The organism is Pseudomonas linyingensis, assembly GCF_900109175.1.
In the GTDB taxonomy this organism is placed as follows: domain Bacteria; phylum Pseudomonadota; class Gammaproteobacteria; order Pseudomonadales; family Pseudomonadaceae; genus Geopseudomonas; species Geopseudomonas linyingensis.
Window position 1 is genome coordinate 64,334 of record NZ_FNZE01000010.1, and the last position, 18,311, is coordinate 82,644.

The window sequence follows — 18,311 nt, forward strand, 5'->3', positions numbered from 1 at the left end:
GCAATGAGCCTGGTATATAGCGAAGAACAACGCCTGCTGGCCGATACCGCCCGCGAGTTTCTCGCCGCGCGCAGCCCGGTGGCTGCGCAGCGGCGCCTGCGCGACGACAAGGCGCCGCTCGGCTTCGACGCCGCCCTGTGGCGCGAAATGGTCGAGCTGGGCTGGAGCGCCATTCCGTTCCCCGAGGAACAGGGCGGCCTGGATTTCGGCTGCCAGAGCCTGGGCGCGGTGTTCGAGCAGCTCGGCCGCAACCTCAGCGCCAGCCCGCTGCTGTCCAGTGTGGTGCTCGGCGGCTCGCTGCTGCAGCTGGCCGGCTCGTCCGCCCAGCAGGCGCACTGGTTGCCGGCGCTGATCGGCGGCGACAAGCGCCTGGCCTTGGCCATCGACGAGCGCGGCCGTCACGACCCGCTGGCCACCAGCCTGCGCGCCGAACGCAGCGCAGACGGTTTTCGCCTGAGCGGCGACAAGCTGTTCGTGGTCGACGGCCTGCAAGCCGATGCCTATCTGGTGGTGGCCCGTACCGCCGGCCAGAGCGGCGAAGAGAGCGGCCTCAGCCTGCTGCTGGTCGAAGCCAATACGCCGGGCCTGACGGCATCCCCGGCGACGCTGATCGATTCGCGCAACTGCGCGCGCCTGCACTTCGATGGCGTCGTCGTGCCGGCCGATGCCCTGGTCGGCGAACTCGACAACGGACTGGCCGTGCTGGAGCAGGCGCTGGACCGCGGCCGGGTGTGCCTGGCCGCCGAGCTGCTCGGCGCCGCCCAGCAGCTGTTCGAAACCACCCTCGACTACCTGAAGACCCGTGTGCAGTTCGATGCGCCGATCGGCTCCTTCCAGGCTCTGCAGCACCGTGCCGCCCGCCTGTACGTGGAACTGGCGCTGGCACGCAGCGCGGTGATGGGCGGCCTGGCCGCCCTCGACGACGCCAGCCTGAGCGCGACCGAGCGTGGCCGCCTGGCCAGTCTGGCGAAGTGGAAGGCCGGCGTCGCTGCCGACAAGGTGAGCAACGAGGCGGTGCAGCTGCACGGCGGCATCGGCGTCACCGACGAGCTGGATGTCGGCCTGTTCCTCAAGCGCATCCGCGTCGCCCAGGCCTGCCTCGGCGACAGCGACTACCACTGCCAGCGCTATGGCGCGCTGAGCGACGCCCAGGTCTGAGCCCAGGAGACACGACATGACGGTGGAACAATGGAAAGCCGCCTGGCAGCAACTGATCGGCTCCGGCTCGCCCTATGAGGTGGTGACGCCCGACGATGGCGGCCCGCGCTACTTCCGCAATGCCGCGCCGGACCTGCTGACCGCGCTGAACGCCGGGCGCGCGCATGGCGAGCGCGAGTTCGTGGTCTGGGAGGAGCAGCGGCTGACCTTCGCCGAGTTCTTCGCCCAGGTCGACCGCCTGTCCGCGCAGTTGCGCGGCCGCTTCGGCGTGCAGAAGGGCGACCGCGTGGCCATCGCCATGCGCAACCAGCCGGCCTGGTTGGTGTCCTTTGTCGCCGCGGTGGCCAGCGGCGCCATCGTGGTGCCGCTGAACAGCTGGGGCCAGCGCGAGGAACTGCTGCACGGCCTGGAGGATTCCGGGTCGCGGGTGCTGCTCTGCGACGCGCAGCGCCTGGCGCTGATCGAGGGCGACCTCGAGCCGCTCGACCTGCAGGCCATCGCGGTCGCTGCCACAGGGGTGAGCGCTCGGGTACATGACTACGAGGCGCTGATCGCCGAGGCGGTGGCGCCTCTGCCAGCGCTGGCGTTCCAGGCCGACGACCCGCTGCTGATCCTCTATACCTCTGGCACCACCAGCAAGCCCAAGGGCGTGCTGTCCACCCATCGTGCCGTATGCCAGGCGCTGGCCGCCCTGGAGTTCCAGGGCGCCTTCGCGGCGATGAGCTCGCCCGGACGCATCCGCGCGCTGCTGGACAGTGGTTTCGCGCCGACCTCCCTGATGGCCGTGCCGCTGTTCCACGTCAGCGGTCTGCACGCGCAGTTCCTGCTCGCCCTACGCGGCGGCCGGCGCCTGGTGCTGATGTACAAGTGGGACGCCGAGCGCGCCCTCGACCTGATCGAGCGCGAGCGTTGCACCCAGTTCAGCGGCTCGCCGGCGATGATGCAGCAGCTGCTGGCCTCGCCACGTTTCGCCAGCGACGCCACCGCCAGCCTGTTCGGCCTGGGGCTAGGCGGCGCGGCGGCCAACCCGGGGCTGCTGGCGCAACTGACCAGCGTCAAGCCGAACGCCATCGGCGGCACCGGTTACGGCATGACCGAGAGCAACAGTCTCGGCGCGGCCATCGGCGGCGACCAGTTTTCCTACAAGCCGGCCTGCGTCGGCTGGCCGCTGCCCATCGTCGAGGTGCACATCGGCGACTCCCCCGACTCGCCCCAGGCGCCCGGCGCGGAAGGGCAGATTTGGCTGCGTTCGCCAACCCTGATGCGCGGCTACTGGAATCAGCCAGAGGCCACCGCCGAGGCGCTGCAGGGGGGCTGGCTGGCCACAGGCGATGTCGGTTACCTGGACGAGGAGGGCTTCCTGCGCATCACCGACCGCATCAAGGATCTGATCAACCGTGGCGGCGAGAAGATCGCCGCTGCCGAGGTCGAGGCCTGCGCCAGCGGGCTGGACGGGGTGCTCGAGGCGGCCGCCTTCGCCGTGCCGGACGAGCGCATGGGCGAGTCGGTGGCGCTGGTGGCGCGGGTGCGCGAGGGCAGCGGGGTGGACGAGTTGACCCTGCACAGCCATATCGCCGCGCACCTGGCCGCCTTCAAGGTGCCCGAGCATATCCTGCTGAGCAGCGCCGAACTGCCGCGCAACGCCTCCGGCAAGCTGCTCAAGCGCGAGCTGCGCGAGGAGTTCCTGCGCCGTTTCCTGCGCTAGAAGTCGCTTTCAGTACACCTGCCAGACGGCGCCCGCCCCCGAGCTTCCTTGGAAGACTCGGGTGCGGGCGCTGGCGTTTTCCCGGTCTGTAGGGGCGAATTCATTCGCCAGCGTGGCCCCGGTCAGGCGAATGAATTCGCCCCTACAGCGGATGACCGGGCTATGAAGCCATTCATGCGACTGCCTCCCGGCGGCAAGCGGTTTCTGTAGTCCTGATGGACGATGATGCGGAGTCTCTGCATTGGGAAACATGGACTCCGGCTCGAAAGCCGGACCACCCCATCGGAGACCAACAACAATGAACAGAAAAGGTGTTGCGCTAGCCATAGCGCTGGCGGTCAATGCAGGCCTGATCGCCAGCGCCCACGCCAAGGTAAGCCCCGAGGAAGCCGCCAAGCTCGGCAAGGAACTCACCTGCACCGGCGCCGAGCGCGCCGGCAACGCGGACGGCAGCATTCCCGCATTCACCGGCAAGTACCTGGGAGAGGTGCCCGGCTGGAACCACGTGCTTTTCTCCGGCTCGAAGCCGGTCGATCCCTACGCCGACGAGAAGCCGGTCGTCGTGATCACCGCGCAGAACATGGCTCAGTACGCCGAGCGTCTGAGCGAAGGGCAGAAGGCACTGCTCAAGCGCTATCCTGAGACCTACAAGATCAACGTCTACCCGGGGCACCGCGACTTCCGCTATCCGGACTACGTTTGCGAGCGGGCGAAGAAGAACGCGCTGACCGCCGAGATCGAGAACGGTGGCATGGGCGTCAAGGGCCTTGGCCAGGTGCCGTTCCCGATCCCGAAGAGCGCCATGGAAGTGCTGTGGAACCACCAGTTGCCGGCGCGCGCCTTTACCGAGGACAACATCCGCGACATCGCCAGCGTGCTGCCCAACGGCAAAGTCGCCTGGGGACGCACCTGGCAGCGCAACATGTCGCAGGCCAACGATCCCAAGGTCGAGCCGGACACTGCCAGCGGGATGCAGGCGATGAGCTGGAATACCACCCTTTCTCCCCAGCGCGAGAAGGGCACCATGAACATCTCCCACGAGCCCTACAACTTCGAGACCAGCGACCGCCAGGCCTGGACCTACAACCCGGGCACCCGGCGCGTGCGCCAGCTGCCGGGCTATGGCTTCGACCAGCCGATGATTGGTACCAACGGCACCATGATCATCGACGAGGACCGCCTGTTCAACGGCTCGCCCGAACGCTACGAGTGGAAGCTGCTGGGCAAGCGCGAGATGTACATTCCCGCCAACGCCTTCAAGGCCAACAGCGGCGAGGTCAAGTATGAGGACATTCTGACGCCCAACCATCCCAACCCCGATGTGCTGCGTCACGAGCTGCGCCGGGTGTGGGTGCTGGAGGCAACCATCAAGGAAGGCTATCGCCACCTGTACAGCAAGCGCGTGATGTTCGTCGACGAGGACACCTGGAGCGCGGTGATGGCGGACAACTACGATGCCCGCGGTGAGCTGTGGAAGTACGCGTTCATCAACTACTACTACCACCCCGACATGAGCGCCTGGCAGGCAGGCTCGTCCTTCTATCACGACCTGAACTCCGGACAGTACGTCGGCTACTCCATGACCAACGAGTCCAAGCGCGGGCCGATCCTCAACGAGGGCAAGTTCGTCCCCACCATGTACACAGCTGACGCCATCCGCGGCCTCGGCCGCTGAGCCCAGTTGTACGCCGGCTGCGGCTGATGCCTCAGCCGGCACGGTCAAACCATGCCGCCCGCCCGACCGGCGGGCGGCATCGTCATTGTGGCGCAGCGGGCTCGCTCCTGCCGGATGGCCGGCGAGGCGCTCTGCGCAAGGCGCACCAGGAGTGGAGCATGGGCAAGTTGAAGGGGCGGGTGGCCATCGTCACTGGCGCCGGGATGGGCATCGGTCGCGGCATCGCCGGTGCGCTGGCCCGCGAGGGCGCCAGTGTGCTGGTGGCGGAAATCGACGCCGTCGCCGGCGAACAGGCCGCAGCCTGGCTGCGCGAGACTTGGAGCGTGGACGCCGCCTTCCAGCGCGTCGACGTCACCGACAAGGCCCAGGTGCAGGCCATGGTGGCTACAGCCATCGCCCGCTTCGGCCGTCTGGACATCCTGGTCAACAACGCCTGGCGCGGCTCCGGCTTCGCCCGCCTGGAGAACCTCAGCGACGAGCGCCTGCGCGCTGGATTCGATATGGCGGTGATGGCCGCCTTCTGGGCCATGCAGGCGGCTCTTCCAGAGTTCAGGAGGCACGGTGGCGGGCGCATCATCAACCTGTGCTCGCTCAACGGCGTCAACGCCCATCTGTACAGCGCCGATTACAATGCCGCCAAGGAAGCCCTGCGCACCCTGACCCGTAGCGCCGCCCGCGAATGGGCCGCCGATCAGGTCTGCTGCAACGTGATCTGCCCCGGCGCAATCAGCGAGGCCTACCGCAAGTTCGCCAGTGCCAATCCGGACAATGCCGCGGTCATCGCTGCCGCCAATCCGATGGGACGCGTCGGCGATCCGCTCGACGACATCGGCCCGGTCGCCGCCTTCCTCGCTAGCGACGATGCCCGCTACCTGACCGGCAACACCCTGTTCGTCGACGGCGGGGCGCATATCAACGGCGTGGCTTGGGCGCCGCAGGTGAAAGACTGACCGCACAGCTCTGTAGGGGCGAATTCATTCGCCAACGCGGCCCTGTCAGGCGTATGAATTCGCCCCTGCAGGCCGCATACGGCAAGGCGCCGAAAAACGAGCGAATCACAACGAACAGAGGCGAAAATAATGGAAAAGGCGGGTGTGCATCAGGGCCAACAACAGATCGAGGCTGACGACGGACCTCAGATTCAGCGGAGGCAACTGCTCAAGGCCGGCGCCATACTGGCCGGCGTGAGCCTGCTGCCGCGCTTCGGCTTCGCCGCCGATGCCGGGATCTCGCAACGCGAGTACGCTGCGCTCGACGCCACGGCGATGGCTGAGCAGGTGCGCCGCGGCGCGATCAGCGCCCAGGAGCTGCTGGCCGCGGCGCTGAGCCGCTGCGATGCGGTCAACCCCAAGGTGAATGCCGTGGTGATGCGCCACGACGACTATGCTCGCAGCCGGATCGCGGCCCTGCGCAGCCAGGGGCTGGCCCGCGAGGGCGCGCTGGCCGGCGTGCCCATGCTGGTCAAGGACCTCAACACCTTCCTGGCCGGCACCTCGACCAGCAACGGCTCGCGCTTCTTCAAGGACGCCCCGCCCGCCAAGTACACCAGCACCCTGATCGCCCGTTACGAGGCCGCCGGCGCGCTGGCCTTCGGCAAGACGGCGGTACCGGAGTTCGGCCTGACCACCACCACCGAGTCGCAGCTGTGGGGGCAGACTCGCAACCCCTGGAACCTGGCGCACAGCGCCGGCGGCTCCTCGGGCGGCGCGGCCGCGGCGGTGGCCGCCGGCATCGTCCCGGCCGCCCACGCCACCGACGGCGGCGGTTCGATCCGCATTCCGGCGTCTTACTGCGGTCTGTTCGGCCTCAAACCCAGCCGCTACCGCACGCCCAGCGGTCCTGGCCGTTTCGAGAGCTGGTTCGGCGCCAGTGCCGCCCACGTGGTGTCGCGCAGCGTGCGCGACTCGGCGCTGCTGCTGGACGTCGGCCAGGGCCACGAACCGGGCAGCCCATACTGGCTGCCGGCGCTGGAGCGCCCCTTCGCCGACGAGGTCGGCCGCGATCCGGGCAAGCTGCGCGTGGCGCTGCTCGACCAGTCGCTGACCGGCCTGGCCCTCGATGCCGATACCCGCCGGGTGCTCGACGACACGGTCAAGCTGCTGCTGTCCCTCGGCCACGAGATCGAGCAGATCCCGCTGCCGGTGCAGCCGCAGCAGGTGTTCGGCGCCCATGGCGCGGTCACCGGCACGGCCCTGCTGACCAGCATCCGCGACCGCGAGCAACTGCTCGGCCGCAGCGCCGGTGCTGATGATCTCGAGCAGGTCACCCGCAAGGTGATCGAGCGCGCCCAAGGTGTCAGCGGCGAAGCGCTGTACCGCGCGCGGCAGTCGTTCGAGGCGATCAGCCTGGCGATGGAAACCGTGTTCGAGCGCTACGATGTGATCCTCTCTCCGGTCACCGCCACGCTCACCCCGGAGCTGGGCAAGCTGCGCCTCAGCCAGCCTTGGGAGGACTACGCCAGCGCCGCCACCGGCAGCGCAGCCTTCACCGTGCTCGCCAACGTCAGCGGCCAGCCGGCGATGTCGATGCCCTCCGGCTGGAGCGAAAGCGGCCTGCCGGTGGGCATGATGTTCACCGCGCGCCTGGGCGGCGAGGGGGTGCTGTTTCGTCTGGCCGGGCAGCTGGAGCGCGAGCGTCCGTGGAGCATGCGCCGGGCGGCTATCTGAAGCGACCTTTCGACCTTGCCATGGCGCGGGCCGGTGTCCTCAACGGGGGCACCGGCCCGCGTCGTTTTGGCCTGCCGTCTGGCATAGCCGTCGGTGCCTGACAGGCCGGATAGGCGCCGATCCAGGCTACCCACAGACTCATGGTTGATCTCGGTTCATCCATGAGCTGATGAATCATCGTTTGTACGTGAATGGGCACTGCTCTCTAATTCATCCAGACACGGCCTCGGCGGCATGCTGTCGCTCGCCAGCCTGGTCTGGTGCAAGTCAGCAGCCGCTCACCAACCACTGGACAGACGACAGGAACATCCATGATTCACGGCAAGACCCCCGATGCCTGGTGCGCCAGACACCCGCTGATTCGGGAGCTGGTGGCGCTCCGGGAAACCGCCTGGTTCAACCCGGGCATCGCGCCTGTCGCCAGCGCCTTGGCCGATGTGGGCCTGGGGGCGGCGGATGTGGCAGAGGCCAGTGCCCGGCTGCAGCGTTTTGCGCCGTACCTCGCCAAGGTCTTCCCGGAGACCGCCGCCGCGGGCGGGATCATCGAGTCGGGGATCGTGCCCGTGCCCGTGCTGCAGCGCCGGCTGCTCGACGAGGCCGGCCTGGCGGACAGCGGTACGCTGTGGCTGAAGACGGACAACGAGCTGCCCATCTCCGGCTCGATCAAGGCGCGCGGGGGTATCCACGAAGTGCTCAAGCATGCCGAAGACCTCGCCCTGCAGGCCGGGCTGATCCGCCCCGGCGACGACTACGCCGCGCTGGACAGCGCCGAGGCACGCGCGTTCTTCAGCCAGTACCGGATCGCGGTGGGTTCCACCGGCAACCTTGGTCTGTCCATCGGCATCATGAGCGCCAGGCTCGGCTTCCAGGCGATCGTGCACATGTCGGCGGATGCGCGGCAGTGGAAGAAGAACAAGCTGCGGGCCAGTGGCGTCACCGTCATCGAATACGCATCGGACTACAGCGTCGCGGTGGAGCAGGGGCGCCGGCAGGCCGAAGCCGATCCAGCCTGCTATTTCGTCGACGACGAGAACTCGCCGCACCTGTTCCTCGGCTACGCCGTCGCGGCGGAACGTCTGGCGCAGCAGTTCGAGCGTGCCGGCGTGCTGGTCGAAGCCGAGCATCCGCTGTTCGTCTACCTGCCATGTGGCGTGGGCGGCGGCCCCGGCGGGGTCGCCTTCGGGCTCAAGCTGGCCTTCGGCGACGCGGTGCACTGCATCTTCGCCGAGCCGACCCACTCGCCCTGCATGCTGCTGGGCGTGTACACCGGGCTGCACGATGCGGTCAGCGTCCAGGACTTCGGCATCGACAACGTCACGGCCGCCGACGGCCTGGCGGTCGGCCGGCCGTCCGGCTTCGTCGGCAGGGCGATGCAGCGCCTGATCGACGGCTACTACACCGTCACCGACGAGGAGCTGTACCGGCTGCTGGACATCGCCTGGCAGGAGGAACAGGTCCGCCTGGAGCCCTCGGCCCTGGCGGGCGTGCCGGGCATGGTGAGGGTGTTGCGCGACCGTGATTATCTCCAGCGCATCGGCGCCACTCCCGAGAAGCTGGCGAACGCCACGCACTTGGTATGGGGCACGGGCGGCAGCATGGTGCCGGAGGCGGAGTTTGCCGCCTACCTCGACAAAGGCCGCAGCCTGCAGCACCCCTCGGCATAATTGGCCGGCATGGGCTGCGGGTAACGAGAGAGGAGCGTAGCGATGTCGAAGACCGGTTTCGCCAGCGGGCCGAGACTCAGCGGAGCGCATCTGGCCAACCTGCACACCTTCCTGATCGCCGCCCGCCACCTGAGCTTCTCCCGGGCGGCCGGCGAGCTGTGCCTGACGCCCAGCGCCGTCAGCCACCGGATCGCCCGGCTGGAGGAGGAGCTCGCGCTCAAGCTGTTCCACCGGCTGCCGAGGAAGGTGCGCCTGACCGACGACGGGGAGCGCATCTTCCGGATCATGCAGGACACCATGGATGCGTTGTCCGAGGCGCTGCAGGAGCGCGCGCATGCGCAGATCGCCGGGCAGCTGACCCTTTATGTCAGCCCTTCGGTGGCGCAGTGCTGGCTGGTGCCCAGACTGGCCGACTTCACCGCCCGCTATCCGGGGGTGCAGCTGGACATCAGGGTGGGCAACGAGCGCATCGACTACCGGACGCGGAACATCGATCTCGTCCTCTGTTACTCGAATGGCGAGTTCCCGGGGCTGGCGAGCAGCCAACTGATGCGCGAGCGGATCGCGCCGGTGTGCAGCCCGGAGTACGCCCGCCGGCTCCAGCTGCACGGGCACCCCGAGCGTCTGAGCCAGTGCACCCTCCTGCATGACGTCGCGGCCTGGGACAACGCCGCGTTCGATGCGGAGTGGCGGCTGTGGGCGCGCGCGACGGGCGCAACGGAATATCTGCCCGAGTTCTGCCTGAGCTTCGACCGTTCGGACCTGTGCGTGACCATGGCCCTGCACCACGGCGGCGTGGCGATCGGCCGAGAACAGCTGGTCCGCCAGCGCATCGAGAGTGGTGAACTGGTGCTGCCGTTCGGCGGCTTCATCGAGACGAAAGGGCAGGGCTACTTCCTGGTGCATCCCCCACATGAGCCGATGCCCAGACGGCTGCAGGCGCTGATCGACTGGCTCAGGGAGTGCGCCGGGACGCAGTGAGCGACGGCTCAGCGTACCGTCGCCACCTGCAGGTGCCGACTGAGGTCGCCGGTCAGGTCCAGCCGATACTCCCGCGCGGTGAAGCACCACTGCCCGTCGATGCGCGCGAAACGGTCGAGGTAGCGGCCGCTGGCGATGGCCTGCAGCGGCAGCTGTTCGGTCGCCTGGAACACCGTGTAGCAGGAGCGCGCGGTGGCCGTGCCCGCTGCCTCGTCGATCTCGATGATCGGGTTGCTGATCAGGTGACGGGTACGCGGCGTGCCGCAGGGGTAGATGACGATGATCCGCCGCCACAGGGCGAGCAGGCCGGCGTCGTCCAGCGTGCCGTTGCCGCCGGCGTGGATGCGCGCATGGCAGAACAGCGCAGCGGCCTCTTCAAGTTGGCCGGCGTCAATGGCTTCGGCGTAGCGGTAGAGCAGATTGCTGATGGAAAGAGTCGCGTCGGTCATGGGTAGTCTTCCTGGATAGAGCAATCGAGTGAAGCCGGCTTCCCGATTTGTAGGGGCGAATTCATTCGCCTTCCAGCGTCATTGGCGAATGAATTCGCCCCTACAGGGGACTCGCCGGGCTCAGACCTCGCAGCCGGCGAGCATGCCGGAGCGGATGGCGCCCTCGATGTAGCCGAGCTGCTCGCAGTCGCCGATGCGGCTGACCGGCAGGCCGCTGGCGGTCAGGCTGCGGGCCAGGCTGTCGTCCGGCTCTGCGCCGCTGGCGAGGACCACCGAGTCGGCCGGAACCTCCACGGTGGCGCCCTCGGCAGTGACATAGCTGACCTTGTTGCGGCCGATGCTGCTGACCTGCACGCCGGTGAGCAGCTGTCCGCCGTGCTGCTGGATGCCGTGCAGTACGCGCCAGCGGCGCACGATGGCCAACTCGCGGCCGAGGCTCGGACCGCTCTCCAGCACGCAGACCTCGCGGCCGCGCTCGATGAGGAACTCGGCCAGCTCCAGGCCGACCAGGCCGCCGCCGACGATGACCACGCGCTTGCCCAGCGGCATCCACACGTGCGAGAGCTTCTGCATGGCGGCGGTGCTGTCGGTGACGCCGACCAGGCTGCCAGCCTTCATCATTGCCCGCTGGGCCAGCGACAGCTTGCGCTTGGCGATCTCGTCGGCGCGGTCGCCAGTGAGCAGGCGGCGCAGCTCGTCGCCGCTCCACACATGGTCCTGTTCGGCGCCGGGAATGGCCGGCGCGGCGCGGCGTGCACCGCTGGCCACCAGCACCGCGTCGGCGTTCAGCTCGCGCAGCAGTTCGGGTGTGGCCTCGCTATTGAAGCGGATCTCGATCGGCAGGTTACGCACCTGATGGACCAGGTTGTCGAGCAGACGGCCGTTTTCCGGGTAGGCGAGGGCGGCGAAGAACAGGGTGCCGCCGAGGCGGTCGCTGCGCTCCAGCAGGGTCACCCTATGGCCGCGCTGTGCGGCCACCCGCGCCGCTTCCATGCCGGCCGGGCCGCCGCCGACCACCACCACATGGCGTGGCGTGGCGGCTGGGCTGATGACGATGTCCGCCTCGTGTCCGGTGCGCGGGTTGACCGCGCACTTGACCCGCTGGTTGATGAAGATCTGGCTGACGCAGACGTAGCAGTAGATGCACGGGCGGATATCCGCGGCGCGGTTTTCGACCAGCTTGTTGGGCAGCTCGGGGTCGGCCAGCAGCTTGCGGCCCATGGCGATGAAGTCGCAGCGGCCCTGGGCAATGGCGGTGTCGCCGACATCCGGTTCGATGCGGCCGACGGCGATCACCGGGATGTCGACTTCCTTCCTGATCGCTGCGGCCCAGTCGAGGAAGCCCGCCGGTTGCTGGACCAGCGGCGCTTCGGTGAAGGCCACGCCCTCGGTGACCGCGGCGTAGGCGGACACACTGACCGCATCGGCGCCGGCAGCGGCGGCCATCACCGCCACGGTCTTGGCGTCCTCCAGGGTGATGCCGCCGGGGGTGCGCAGCTCGTAGGCATCCAGGCGCAGCCACACCGGGAAGTCGGCGTCTACGCGCGCGCGTACCGCCGCCAGTACTTCCATGAGCAGGCGCGCGCGGTTTTCCAGCGGGCCGCCGTACTCGTCGTCGCGCTGGTTGTAATAGGCCGAGAGGAAGCCGGCGATGATGTAGTTGTGCGCGGCATGGATCTCCACGCCGTCGAAGCCGGCGCGCTGGGCACGTTCGGCGGCGGCGGCGAACCACTCGACCATCTGCGCGATGTCGGCCTTGTCCATCACGCGGATGGCGGCGCCGCCATCGCGGCGCCTGGCGGAACTGACGAAGTTGCCCAGCTCCTCGGGGGTGAGGGCGGCCATCATGTCAGTCTTGGTTGGCGGCGGCAGCGACGGCACCCAGATCGGCCGACCTTCGGCCATGTCGCGCACGGCGTTCTTGCCGGCGTGCTGCAGCTGCATGGCGATCTTCGCGCCATGCTTGTGCACCCGGCTGGCCAGGGCGGACAGACCGGGCAGGAAGTCGTCGGAGGACACGCCGACCTGGTAGGGCTCGGCGGTGCCAGCCGGGTAGGCGATGGCGCACACGCCCATGATCAGCAGGCCGGCGCCGCCAGCGGCACGTTCTTCGTAGTAGGCCTGGATGCGCTCGCCGCAGTTGCCGTCGGTTTCGGCGAAGTTGGAGCCCATCGGCGCCATCACGATGCGATTGCGCAGTTCGAGCTTGCCGATGCGCCCGGGGGCGAGCAGGTGGGTGAAGCTGGTCATGATCGGATCGTCCCTTGCTGGCGGGCGGCGGCGCCGCAACCCGCTTGATTGTTCACGCTTCGGCCAGGAAGTCGAGGCAGCTGCGGTTGAACAGTTCAGTGTGCTCGACCTGCACCCAGTGGCCGCAGCGGTTGAGCAGCAGGCAGCGCGCCTGTGGGGCGTTTTCCAGCAGCTTGAGCGCGCCGCCGACCGGGTTGAAGCGGTCGACGGTGCCCCAGAATGCCAGCACCGGGCAGGTCAGCTCGCCGAGGCGCTCGGTCATGTTGGCCACGCGCATGCCGGCGAACAGGCTGCGCGGCTGGGTGGCGGCCACCGCGGCGCGCTCGGCGAGCAGGGTGTCGTCGAGCAGCGCCGGGTCGAACAGCTGCAGGGTCATCACCTGGCGCATCTCCTCGACGCCCATCGGCCCTGCGCTGTACACCTCGACCATGCGCTGGATGCCTTCCATCTGGAAGTAGGTCTCGCGCTCCTCGAGGCCGCCCGGCGCCATGAGGATCAGCTTCTCGACGGTGGCCGGATGGGCCAGCGCCTGGCCGAGGGCGATGGCACCGCCCAGCGAGTTGCCGACCAGGGTGCAGCGCTCGATGCCGACGGTGGTCAGGAAGGCGTTCAGCGCAGCGACGAAGAAGTCCAGGCAGTACTCGGTGTCCTCGGGCTTGTCCGAGCGGCCGAAGCCGGGCAGGTCGAGGACGATGTTGCGGTAGCCGGCCGCGGCGAACACCGGGTAGTTGGCCTTGAAGTTGCTGAAGCCGCTGGCTCCCGGGCCGCTGCCGTGCAGCCAGAGCACCACCGGACCCTGGCCCTCGTCGAGGTAGTGCAGGCGCAGGCCGTCGGGCAGGGTGGCGAAGTGGCCGAGGGGGAGGGGGAGGTCTTGAGCAGTCATCGGGTTCTCCGGATCAGGCGGTTGCAGTGGCAGTGGTGGTGGCGGCGTTGCCGGGCGAGACCTGGCCGGCCAGCTGGCGGCGGTAGCGCGGCAGGGCGATGGCGAGGAACAGCGCGGCCAGCACCAGCAGGGACATCGAGGCGGCCAGCGAGTAGCGCAGGGCCTCGCTGCCGGCGATGGGGGTGAAGTAGTCGCTGAGCATGCCGGTGACTAGCGGGCCGAGGCCGACGCCGAGCAGGGTCATACCCATCACGAAGATCGCGGTGGCCTGGGCCAGGCGGGTGGCCGGGAATAGGTGGCTGATCGCGCCCAGGCAGGGGGTCGCCCACCAGGTGCCGAAGAAGCCGAAGCCGATATAAAACAGGAAGGCCTGCGGCACGGTGATGCTGCCCACCTCGAAGGCGACGCCCTGCGGCCAGAGGAAATAGCCGAGGCCGAAGGGGATGCTGAGCAGGGTGCCGAGTAGTGGTACGCCGATCTGCCAGCCGACGTCGCGGCGCACCATGCGGTCGGTGAGCCAGCCGCAGGTGACGGTGCCGATGGCCGAGCAGCTGCCACCGACCACGCCGACCAGCATGCCGGCTTCCTGCACGGTGAGGCCATGGGAGCGAATCAGGAAGCTCGGGCTCCAAGTGCCGATGGCATAACCGGCGATGGCTGCGCTGGCACCGGTCAGCACGATCCATGAGAAGGCCGGGGTCTGGAACAGTAAGGCGATGGTTTGAAACCAACTCTCCTGTATCTGTCCTTGGCTAGTCGCGCGGCTGGCCGGCAGCGACGGCTTGGGTGCGCGGACTGTGGCCCACAGCAGGATGCCGAGGAGGATGCCGGGGGCGCCAATGACCACGAAGGCAGTGCGCCAACCGTAGTGCTGGGCGATCCAGCCGCCGAGGCCGAGACCGAAGACCGCGCCGAGGCTGGAGCCGAGCATCAGCACCGAGAGAGCGGTGGAGCGGCGCTGCGGCGGGTAGAGGTCGGAGACCATCGCCATCGACGGCGCGGTACCGCCGGCCTCGCCGATGGCCACGCCGATGCGCGCCAGCAGCAGGAACAGGAAGCTGCCGGCCAGGCCGCAGAGCATGGTCATCGCGCTCCAGGCGATGCAGGACAGCGCGATGACCGGCTTGCGGCCGATGCGATCGGACAACCGGCCGAGCGGGAAGCCAAACAGAGTAAAGAAAAGGGCGAAGGTCAGCCCGGAAAGGAGACCAATCTGGGTGTCGGAGATGCCGAATTCGGCCTTCACTGGCTCGATGAGGATCGCCATCAAGTGTCGGTCGATGTAGTTGAACACGTAGATGACGGTCAGCACCGCCAGGGCGTAGTGGGTACGCCAGGTGACACGCGCATGTGAGTTCACGAGCAGGTTCCTCTTGTTGTTCTTCTGCAAAGATTGAGTGGCAGGCTCCGCTTTGCTCCCGCCACGAGCATCGTCAAATCGGACGATGTTCTTCCCCGACCTGCCGCCAATCATGAGTCCGTGGTCGCTGCGGGACTTCCCCCGCCGCGCTGGGACATTCGCTTGCGGGAGAACGCACATGAAGCTGGTGAACAAGGTGGCCTTCGTCACCGGAGCAGGGCAAGGCATGGGGCGTGCGATGGTACGCCGCTTCGCCGCCGAGGGCGCCGCAGTGGTGGCGGCGGACATCAACCTGGACGCCGCCCGCGAGTCCATCGAGGGCCTGCCCGCTGGCAGCGCCCTGGCGCTGGTCTGCAACGTCGCCGACGGTGCCTCGGTAGCCACCGCCATGGCCGCCGTGGTCGATCGTTTTGGCCGTCTTGACGTGCTGGTCAACAACGCCGGCGTCGGTTCGGTCGACGCCTTCCTCGACACTCCCGACGAGCACTGGCTGCGCGTCATCGGCGTGAATCTCACCGGCACCTTCCTGTGCAGCCGCGAGGCCGCGCGCCTGATGCACCAGGGCGGCCAGGGCGGGGTGATCGTCAACCTGTCGAGCACTGCGGCCATCTCCGGCGAAGGGCCGAGCCACTACTGCGCCTCCAAGGCCGGGGTAATGGGCCTGACCCGCAGCCTGGCCCGCGAGCTGGCCCCCAGCCAGATCCGCGTCAACACCATCGTTCCCGGTCCGACTAACACCCCGATGATGGCCGGCATCCCCGACGACTGGATGCAGAGCATGGTCAAGGCCATCCCGCTCGGCCGCATGTGCGAGCCGGACGAGATCGCCAAGGTCGCCGCCTTCCTGGCCAGCGACGACGCCAGCTTCATCACCGGTCAGAACATCGCCGTCAACGGCGGCATGGCCTTCATCTGAGGAGGGGAGAACGATGACAGCACGTCTGCAAAACAAGGTCGCCTTCATCACCGGCGGTAGCTCGGGGATCGGCGAGGCCACCGCCCACCGCTTCGCTGAGGAAGGCGCCATCGTGGTCATCTGCGGCCGTCGTGCCGAGCCGCTGAAAGCGGTGGTCGCGGCGATCCGCGACAAGGGCGGCAACGCCGAATGCGTGGTCGCCGACGTCAGCGACGAGCAGGCCTTCGTCGCCGCCATCGAGGCAGCGGCCCAGCGCCACGGTCGCCTGGACATCCTGGTCAACAACGCCATGGCCTACAGCTGGGGCGCCATCACCGGAACCGACACCGATATCTGGCATAGCAACTTCTCCACCACCGTGGACGGCACCTTCTGGGGCACCCGCACCGCGATGCGCCTGATGCAGCAGCAGGGCGGCGGTTCCATCGTCAACCTGGCGTCGATCTGCGGCCTGTTCGGCACCGCCTGGATGGCCGGCTACTCGGCGGCCAAGGCCGCGGTGATCAACTTCAGCCGTGCCGCCGCCTCCGAGGGCGCCGCCGCCAACATCCGCTGCAACGTGGTGATCCCCGGCGTGGTCGCCACCCCGGCCACCGCCGGCATGCTGGCCGACGACAAGGCGCGCGCCAACACCGAGAAGCTGATCCCGCTGCGCCGGGCCGGCGAGCCGGTGGAGCTGGCCAACGCCATCCTGTTCCTGGCCTCCGACGAAGCCTCCTACGTCACCGGCGCGAGCCTGACCGTGGACGGCGGGCGCAGCTCGGACCTGTACACCGTACTCGAGTAACGCCGCGCGCCAACCACCCGCGCGAGGCGCCAACGCCTGCGCGGGACCGAATCACCCGCAGCAAGGGCAACCTGAATGGACAACAACAATAATCTGGCCGCGCGCCTGGACCGCCTCGAGTCCATCGAGGAGATCCGCCAGCTGGCCGGCAAGTATTCGCTGTCGCTGGACATGCGCGACCTCGATGCCCACGTCAACCTGTTCGCCCCGGACATCCGCGTCGGCCGCGAAAAAGTCGGCCGCGCGCACCTGAAGAGCTGGCTCGACGACACCCTGCGCAACCAGTTCGACGGCACCTCGCACCACCTCGGCCAGCACATCATCGAGTTCGTCGACGCCGACCACGCCACCGGCGTGGTGTATTCGAAGAACGAGCACGAGACCGGCCCCGAGTGGGTGATCATGCAGATGCTCTACTGGGACGACTACCAGCGCATCGACGGCCGCTGGTACTTCCGTCGTCGCCTGCCCTGCTACTGGTACGCCACCGACCTCAACAAGCCGCCGATCGGCGAGCGCAAGATGCGCTGGCCCGGCCGCGAGCCCTATCACGGCACCTTCCACGACCTGTTCCCCTCCTGGACCGAGTTCTGGGCCGCGCGCCCGGACAAGGAAACCCTGCCCGAGGTCGCCGAGCCGGCGCCGCTGGAAGGTTTCCTCGCCACCCTGCGCCGCGGTGCCGGCGCTCCCAAGATCCGCGTGCGCTGAGGAGGCCACCATGAATCCGCTATTCCAACCCATTCGCCTCGGCGATATCGAACTGGCCAACCGCGTGGTGATGGCGCCGATGACGCGCAGCCGCGCCGCTGCCGACGGCATGCCCACCCTCGACATGGTCGAGTACTACGCCCAGCGCGCCGGCGCCGGGCTGATCGTCGCCGAAGGCACCGCGCCCTCGGCCGCCGGCCTCGGCTACTGCCGCACCCCCGGCATCTACAACGCCGCGCAGATCGCCGCCTGGCGCAGCGTCACCCAGGCGGTGCATGCCGCCGGCGGACGCATCGTCCTGCAGCTGATGCACGTCGGTCGGGTCTCCAGTCACCACAACAAGCCGGCCGGCGCGCCGACCGTGGCACCCTCGGCGCTGCGCGCGCGCACCCAGCTGTTCAGCGACGCCGCCGGCATGGTCGACACCGACGAGCCCGTGGCGCTGAGCACCGCCGAGGTCCAGGAGGTGATCGCCGAGTTCGCCCAGGCCGCGCGCAACGCCCGCGCCGCCGGCTTCGACGGCGTCGAGCTGCACTGCACCAGCGGCTACCTGCCGATGCAGTTCATGGCCGAAGGCAGCAACCAGCGCACCGACCAGTACGGAGGCAGCGTGGAAAACCGCGTGCGCTTCCCCGTCGAGGTGCTCGCCGCCATGGCCGAGGCCATCGGCCCGGGCCGGGTCGGCCTGCGCATCTGCCCCGGCAACCCCTACAACGACAGCGTGGACAGCGATCCGGCCGCCACCGCGGCGGCGCTGCTCGACGCCATCGCTCCGCTGGGCCTGGCCTTCCTGCACGTGATGCGTTCGCCGGTCGCCGGCCTCGACGCCTTCGCCCTGGCCCGCGCGCACTTCCCGGGCGCGCTGATCCTCAACGACGGCTTCGACGGCCACAGCGCGCGCCAGGCCATCGAGGCCGGGCAGGGCGAGGCGGTGTCCTTCGCCCGTCACTACATCGGCAACCCGGACCTGGCAGAGCGCCTGCGCGTCAACGCGCCGCTGGCCGGCTTCGACCGCAGTTCCCTGTACACGGCAGGGCCGCGCGGCTACCTCGACTACCCGCGCTGGCCGGTGCCGGCAATGTGATGGCCGAAAGGCCGGTGCACGTATG

Annotated in this window: 15 protein-coding genes; 11 read left to right on the forward strand and 4 right to left on the reverse strand. The window is 68.6% G+C overall.

Annotation, left to right across the window (positions count from 1 at the left end; all coding sequences use genetic code 11):
- Positions 1–3: 3 nt before the first annotated feature.
- The 7 genes from BMZ19_RS13365 (at position 4) to dsdC (ending at position 9,849) form a co-directional block, all read left to right on the forward strand.
- Positions 4–1,158, forward strand: coding sequence for an acyl-CoA dehydrogenase family protein (locus tag BMZ19_RS13365; RefSeq protein WP_090311667.1), 1,155 nt, complete (start codon positions 4–6; stop codon positions 1,156–1,158).
- A 16-nt stretch (positions 1,159–1,174) separates the two neighbouring features.
- On the forward strand, positions 1,175–2,863 hold the full coding sequence (locus tag BMZ19_RS13370) for a class I adenylate-forming enzyme family protein (RefSeq protein WP_090311668.1): 1,689 nt from the start codon (positions 1,175–1,177) through the stop codon (positions 2,861–2,863).
- Between the two features lie 298 nt (positions 2,864–3,161).
- Complete coding sequence (locus BMZ19_RS13375; RefSeq protein ID WP_090311669.1) at positions 3,162–4,538, forward strand: DUF1329 domain-containing protein; 1,377 nt, start codon at positions 3,162–3,164, stop codon at positions 4,536–4,538.
- A gap of 158 nt (positions 4,539–4,696) precedes the next feature.
- Complete coding sequence (locus tag BMZ19_RS13380; RefSeq protein WP_090311670.1) at positions 4,697–5,488, forward strand: SDR family NAD(P)-dependent oxidoreductase; 792 nt, start codon at positions 4,697–4,699, stop codon at positions 5,486–5,488.
- Between the two features lie 129 nt (positions 5,489–5,617).
- A complete protein-coding gene (locus BMZ19_RS13385) occupies positions 5,618–7,204 on the forward strand; it encodes an amidase (protein WP_090311671.1) in 1,587 nt (528 codons plus the stop codon).
- Positions 7,205–7,515: 311 nt separating this feature from the next.
- Positions 7,516–8,868 (forward strand): D-serine ammonia-lyase, encoded by a 1,353-nt coding sequence (dsdA, locus tag BMZ19_RS13390; RefSeq protein WP_090311673.1) that lies wholly within the window; start codon positions 7,516–7,518, stop codon positions 8,866–8,868.
- A 42-nt stretch (positions 8,869–8,910) separates the two neighbouring features.
- A complete protein-coding gene (gene dsdC / locus BMZ19_RS13395; protein WP_090311676.1) occupies positions 8,911–9,849 on the forward strand; it encodes a DNA-binding transcriptional regulator DsdC in 939 nt (312 codons plus the stop codon).
- An 8-nt stretch (positions 9,850–9,857) separates the two neighbouring features.
- Here the strand turns inward: dsdC and BMZ19_RS13400 are convergent, their stop codons facing one another.
- The 4 genes from BMZ19_RS13400 to BMZ19_RS13415 form a co-directional block, all read right to left on the reverse strand.
- Positions 9,858–10,298, reverse strand: a complete 441-nt coding sequence (locus tag BMZ19_RS13400) for a nuclear transport factor 2 family protein (RefSeq protein WP_090311678.1) — start codon at positions 10,296–10,298, stop codon at positions 9,858–9,860.
- A gap of 120 nt (positions 10,299–10,418) precedes the next feature.
- Positions 10,419–12,548, reverse strand: coding sequence for an FAD-dependent oxidoreductase (locus BMZ19_RS13405; RefSeq protein ID WP_090311680.1), 2,130 nt, complete (start codon positions 12,546–12,548; stop codon positions 10,419–10,421).
- Between the two features lie 52 nt (positions 12,549–12,600).
- Complete coding sequence (locus BMZ19_RS13410) at positions 12,601–13,431, reverse strand: alpha/beta fold hydrolase (RefSeq protein WP_090311682.1); 831 nt, start codon at positions 13,429–13,431, stop codon at positions 12,601–12,603.
- 13 nt (positions 13,432–13,444) lie between these two features.
- Entirely contained in the window at positions 13,445–14,791 is a 1,347-nt protein-coding gene (locus BMZ19_RS13415; RefSeq protein ID WP_244517216.1) for a spinster family MFS transporter, read from the reverse strand.
- Positions 14,792–14,969: 178 nt separating this feature from the next.
- On the opposite strand from BMZ19_RS13415, the gene BMZ19_RS13420 reads away from it, so the two are divergent.
- From BMZ19_RS13420 to BMZ19_RS13435, 4 genes are all read left to right on the forward strand, one after another.
- Positions 14,970–15,707, forward strand: a complete 738-nt coding sequence (locus BMZ19_RS13420) for an SDR family NAD(P)-dependent oxidoreductase (protein ID WP_090311686.1) — start codon at positions 14,970–14,972, stop codon at positions 15,705–15,707.
- Between the two features lie 13 nt (positions 15,708–15,720).
- Positions 15,721–16,494, forward strand: coding sequence for an SDR family NAD(P)-dependent oxidoreductase (locus BMZ19_RS13425; protein WP_090311688.1), 774 nt, complete (start codon positions 15,721–15,723; stop codon positions 16,492–16,494).
- Between the two features lie 75 nt (positions 16,495–16,569).
- Positions 16,570–17,202 (forward strand): nuclear transport factor 2 family protein, encoded by a 633-nt coding sequence (locus tag BMZ19_RS13430; protein ID WP_090311690.1) that lies wholly within the window; start codon positions 16,570–16,572, stop codon positions 17,200–17,202.
- A gap of 10 nt (positions 17,203–17,212) precedes the next feature.
- Positions 17,213–18,286, forward strand: coding sequence for an alkene reductase (locus tag BMZ19_RS13435; protein ID WP_090311691.1), 1,074 nt, complete (start codon positions 17,213–17,215; stop codon positions 18,284–18,286).
- The last annotated feature ends 25 nt before the right edge of the window (positions 18,287–18,311 follow it).